This is a genomic window from Bacillus sp. P4_D3, from assembly GCF_056401855.1.
In genome coordinates this window covers 1-5,596 of record NZ_JBFUIN010000208.1, presented here as the reverse complement: position 1 = coordinate 5,596, position 5,596 = coordinate 1, and the positions used below count along the sequence as shown (strand labels likewise).

Annotated in this window: 3 protein-coding genes; all 3 read left to right on the top strand. The window is 35.9% G+C overall.

Annotated elements, in window-relative coordinates:
• On the top strand, window positions 1-1,010 hold a 1,010-nt coding region (locus AC1DTM_RS17265; protein WP_477000554.1), incomplete at its 5' end, for a (2,3-dihydroxybenzoyl)adenylate synthase.
• 31 nt (window positions 1,011-1,041) lie between these two features.
• Window positions 1,042-1,935 carry an isochorismatase family protein gene (locus AC1DTM_RS17260; RefSeq protein WP_199715244.1) on the top strand — a complete coding sequence of 298 codons (894 nt, stop codon included), beginning with the start codon at window positions 1,042-1,044 and terminating at the stop codon, window positions 1,933-1,935.
• A gap of 33 nt (window positions 1,936-1,968) precedes the next feature.
• Window positions 1,969-5,596: amino acid adenylation domain-containing protein (locus tag AC1DTM_RS17255; protein WP_477000553.1), on the top strand; the 3,628-nt coding region annotated here is incomplete at its 3' end.

Genomic DNA, 5,596 nt, shown 5'->3' with positions numbered 1-5,596 from the left:
CACATGATGACTATATTTATAGTTTACGTGTTAGCGCTGAAATTTGTAATTTGAATGCAGAAAGTGTCTATATGGCAGTTCTTCCAGTAGCACACAATTACCCAATGAGTTCTCCAGGGACATTTGGAACTTTTTATGCGGGTGGAAAAGTAGTGTTGGCAACTGGAGGGAGTCCAGATGAGGCATTTGCTCTTATAGAAAAAGAAAAAGTGACGATTACCGCTCTCGTTCCGCCATTAGCAATGATTTGGCTTGATGCTGCATCTTCCCGTAACAACGATTTATCGAGCCTGCAAGTTATTCAAGTAGGAGGTGCGAAATTTAGTGCCGAAGTTGCGAAGCGTATTCGCCCTACATTTGGATGTACGTTACAGCAAGTGTTCGGTATGGCAGAAGGGTTAGTAAATTACACAAGATTAAATGATCCTGAAGAAATCATTATTCATACACAAGGTAGACCGATGTCTACATTCGATGAAGTAAGAGTTGTTGATGAAAATGATAATGATGTTAAGCCTGGTGAAGTAGGTAGTTTATTAACGCGAGGGCCATATACAATTCGTGGCTATTATAAAGCAGCAGAGCATAATGCAAGATCATTTACAGAAGATGGTTTTTATCGCACAGGTGATCTTGTGAAAGTGAATGAACAAGGTTACATCATTGTAGAAGGAAGAGATAAAGATCAAATTAACCGTGGTGGTGAGAAAGTTGCTGCGGAGGAAGTTGAAAATCATCTTTTAGCACACGATGCAGTACATGATGTAGCAATTGTATCTATGCCTGACGATTATTTAGGAGAACGTACTTGTGCTTTTGTTATAGCTCGTGGACAAACTCCAACAGTAAGTGAATTAAAAATATTTTTAAGAGAACGTGGTATAGCGGCGTATAAGATTCCAGATCGAATCGAATTTATTGAATCATTCCCGCAAACAGGTGTTGGAAAAGTAAGCAAAAAAGAATTACGTAAAGCAATTGCTGCAAAACTTATTACAGTAAAACGATAAAAAACTATTAGAATCGGAAGGAAGTGATTAGATGGCTATCCCATCTATTTCAGTATATAAAATGCCAATTGAATCAGAACTACCAAAAAATCAAGTGAATTGGACGCCAGATCCGAAACGTGCGGTTCTTCTAATCCATGACATGCAAGAATATTTTCTTGATGCATATAGCGATAAAGAATCGCCAAAAGTAGAACTAATTTCAAATATTAAGGTGATAAGAGAAAGATGTAAGGAACTAGGTATACCAGTTGTTTATACAGCACAACCTGGTGGACAAACGTTGGAACAACGAGGGTTATTACAAGACTTTTGGGGTGACGGTATTCCTGCTGGACCAGATAAAAAGAAAATTGTCGATGAACTTACTCCAGATGAGGATGATATATTCCTAACAAAATGGAGATATAGTGCATTTAAAAAGACGAATCTATTAGAAATTTTAAATGAACAAGGAAGAGATCAACTTATTATTTGCGGTATTTATGCGCATATTGGCTGCCTTTTAACAGCTTGTGAAGCATTTATGGATGGTATAGAGCCATTTTTTGTAGCAGATGCAGTTGCTGATTTTTCACTAGAGCATCATAAACAAGCATTGGAGTATGCATCTAATAGGTGTGCAGTAACGACATCAACAAACTTACTATTAAAAGATTTACAAAGTGTAAAAGGCGATGAAAGTGAAGGAATCACTTTACAGGAAGTGCATGAACTAGTTGCACAACTACTTCGTGAGCCAGTAGAGAGTATTGAAGTTGATGAAGATTTATTAAATAGAGGACTTGATTCGGTCAGAATTATGAGTTTAGTAGAGAAGTGGCGCCGCGAAGGGAAAGAAATCACTTTTGCAGATTTAGCAGAACGTCCAACTGTTGATGATTGGTACCGTTTACTATCTTCACAAGCAGCACAAGTGCTGTAACAAATAGACTACATAATAAAGGGGTAGTAAAGAATGCCTAATAGTCAAAAGATTCGTCATTCGTTATCATCTGCGCAGTCTGGTATGTGGTTTGCGCAACAATTAGATCCGCTTAGTCCGATTTATAATGCTGGGGAATATATAGAAATAAACGGAAATATTAATCAAGAAATTTTCGAGTTAGCTGTATGTAAAGTTGTAACAGCAGCAGAAGCACTTCATGTTCGTTTCGAAGAGRATGAAATTGGCCCATGGCAAGTTATTGAGGAATCGTCAAAGTTTCATATGCATTTTATTGACGTTCGTAAAGAGGAAAATCCTGAAGAAGCTGCTAAGGTATGGATGAAAAATGATTTATCTATGCCCGTGGATTTAACAGAGGATAAATTATTTACTGAAGCACTTATTCAAATTGAAAATAATCGTTTCTTTTGGTATCAGCGCATCCATCACATTGTGATGGATGGCTATGGATTTTCACTTCTTAGCCAAAAGGTAGCGAATGAGTATACATCACTTATAGAAGAAACAAACAAGAATGAAAAGCCATTTGGCTCTCTTGCAAAAATTGTACAAGAAGATAATGAGTATCGTGAATCTAAACAATTTCAGAAAGATCGTACTTTTTGGTTAGAGAAGTTTGCAGATGAACCGGAAGTTGTAAGTTTAGCAGAACGAGCGCCGAGAACATCAAATGGATTTTCACGAGAAACTGCTTATTTATCAAATTCTAGTACGAAAACGTTACTAGAAGATATCAATATTTCGTTAACGAGTTGGCCCGAATTTGTTGTAGCTGTAACAAGTATTTATATGCATAAATTAACAGGTGCAAATGATATTGTTTTAGGTTTACCGATGATGGGGCGTCTTGGTTCTGTATCTATTCATACACCAAGCATGGTAATGAATTTAGTTCCACTTCGTCTAAAGTTAACTCCAAATATAACTTTTGCAGAATTAATACAGCAAGTTTCTGAAGAAATTCGAGATATACGTCGTCATCATAAATATCGTCATGAGGAATTAAGAAGAGACTTAAAGTTACTAGGTGAAAATCAAAGGTTATTTGGGCCGTTAGTGAATGTTATGCCTTTTGATTACGGGCTTAACTTTGCTGGAAATCGTGGCATTACACATAATTTATCAGCAGGACCTGTCGATGATTTATCGATAAATGTATATAAGCGCTTCGATGAAAATGAGCTAATGATTCATTTTGATGCGAATCCGGAAGTATATAGCGATACGGAACTAGCATTGCATAAAGAAAGATTTATGAATCTATTAGAATTAGTGATAAATAATTATCACAAAGACGAGCCGATTGGAAAAATAAACATTACTCTTCCTGAAGAAAATCATAAAGTTTTATTGGAATGGAATGAAACTAAGAGAGCTGAAGAGCTAATTAATCTACCTATATTATTTGAAAAACAAGTACAAAAAAATCCAAATAATATAGCAGTTACTTGTAACGGGATAAAACTTACGTATAAAGAGCTAAATGAACGAGCGAATGAACTTGCAAACTATTTAGTAGAAGAAGGAATACAAGCAAATCAGTTTGTAGCCTTAGTATTTCCACGATCAATAGAAATGGTAGTTAGTATGTTAGCAGTTCTAAAGGCAGGTGCAGCATATTTACCAATAGATCCAGAATACCCAGCCGAGCGAATTAATTATATAGTAAATGATGCAAATCCGGTTTGTATCATAACACATTCATCTGTTTCATCCTCTTTAGTTATAGAAAATGATATTAAAAAAATCATATTAGATAGCGAAGAAACGAAAATAGCGTTAAAAACATATTCTCATATGAATATATCATTTAAAAATAATGAATCACTTTTAAACCCAGCGTATACAATTTACACTTCAGGATCAACAGGAAATCCAAAAGGTGTAATTGTTTCTATGAAAGGTTTAAGTAACTTCTTATTGGCTATGCAACATACGTTTTCATTAAATGAAAAGGATCATTTATTAGCAGTTACAACGTTTGCGTTTGATATTTCTGCTTTAGAAATTTATTTACCTCTTATTAGTGGTGCAAGTATAACAATTGCTCAGAAAGAGGTAATCCAAGAGCCTTCTGCGTTAACGACACTTTTACAAGAAGAAAGAGCGACAATTATGCAAGCTACACCGACGCTCTGGCAGGCGTTAGTAACTGAATATCCAGAGAGGCTACAAGGGCTAAACGTGCTCGTTGGTGGTGAAGCTCTTCCGGCACATTTAKCAAATAAATTAAAAGAATTAGGTTGCTCTATAAGTAACTTATATGGACCAACTGAAACGACAATTTGGTCTACCTTCATGAACATTGATGAAAGTGAAAGTGGTATACCTCCTATTGGAAAGCCAATTTGGAATACTGAAGTGTATGTGTTAGATGCAGGGTTACAACCAGTTCCACCTGAAGTTATTGGTGAATTATATATTGCGGGTGAAGGACTTGCGAACGGATATTTAGGAAAACCTGAGTTAACAGCTGAACGGTTTGTTGCAAACCCTTATGGAAAAGCTGGAGCACGTATGTACCGCACAGGTGATCTTGTGAAATGGCGTACCGATGGTGTGTTAGAGTACATTAGTCGCGCAGATCATCAAATTAAAATTCGCGGTTTCCGAATTGAATTAGCTGAAATTGAAACGGTGTTACAAGGGCATCAAAGTATTCGACAAGCGGTAGTAATAGTACGAGAAGATCATCCAAATGATAAACGAATCATTGCGTATATCGTTGCCGAAGAGAAGGAACCAATTAATCTTTCAGAAATTCGTGCTTATGTTTCAGAAAGTTTAGCGAATTATATGGTACCATCGGCATTTGTTGTGCTAGAAGAATTACCATTAACACCAAATGGTAAGGTTGATAGAAAGAAATTACCTGCTCCTGATTTTAATGGAATGAATAATGAGAGAGTTGCTAGAAATCCGAAAGAAGAAATACTATGTGATTTATTTGCAGAAGTACTTAGTATTTCGCGAATTAGCATTGATGATAATTTCTTTGAAATGGGTGGCCATTCGCTTCTTGCATCTCGTTTAATGGCAAGAATTCGTGAAACGTTAAATGTCGAATTAGGAATCGGGAAACTATTTGAATCACCAACTGTTGCTGAATTAGCGAAACAATTGGATCGTGCAAAAAGCGCGAGACCAGCTATTAAGAAAATAAGTAGACCAAATGAAATTCCACTTTCATTTGCACAGCGCAGGTTATGGTTCTTAAATTGTTTAGAAGGTCCAAGTCCTACTTATAATATTCCGTTAGTTATTCGTATGTCTGGAAAATTGAATGAGGAAGCATTACAAGGTGCCTTTTATGATGTAGTTGAGAAACATGAAACACTTAGAACAATTTTCCCGAATTCACCTGGCAGTTCATATCAAAGAATTCTAGAAATGGATAAATTGAATTTAAAAATGATTATAACAAATACATGTAAGGATGAATTAGAAAGTACACTGTCTGAAGCTGTAAGATATAGTTTTAATCTTGATATCGAACCAGCAATTCGTTTGCAACTTTTTAAAGTAAGTGAAAACGAACATGTATTACTAATTCTCTTGCACCATATTATAGGAGATGGTTGGTCATTACAACCATTAACGAGAGATTTTACAGCAGCCTATAAAGCACGACATCAAG

Excerpts from the sequence above, each read along its gene's own strand:
- AC1DTM_RS17260 (WP_199715244.1), top strand. The coding sequence starts at position 1,042 with ATGGCTATCCCATCTATTTCAGTATATAAAATGCCAATTGAATCAGAA.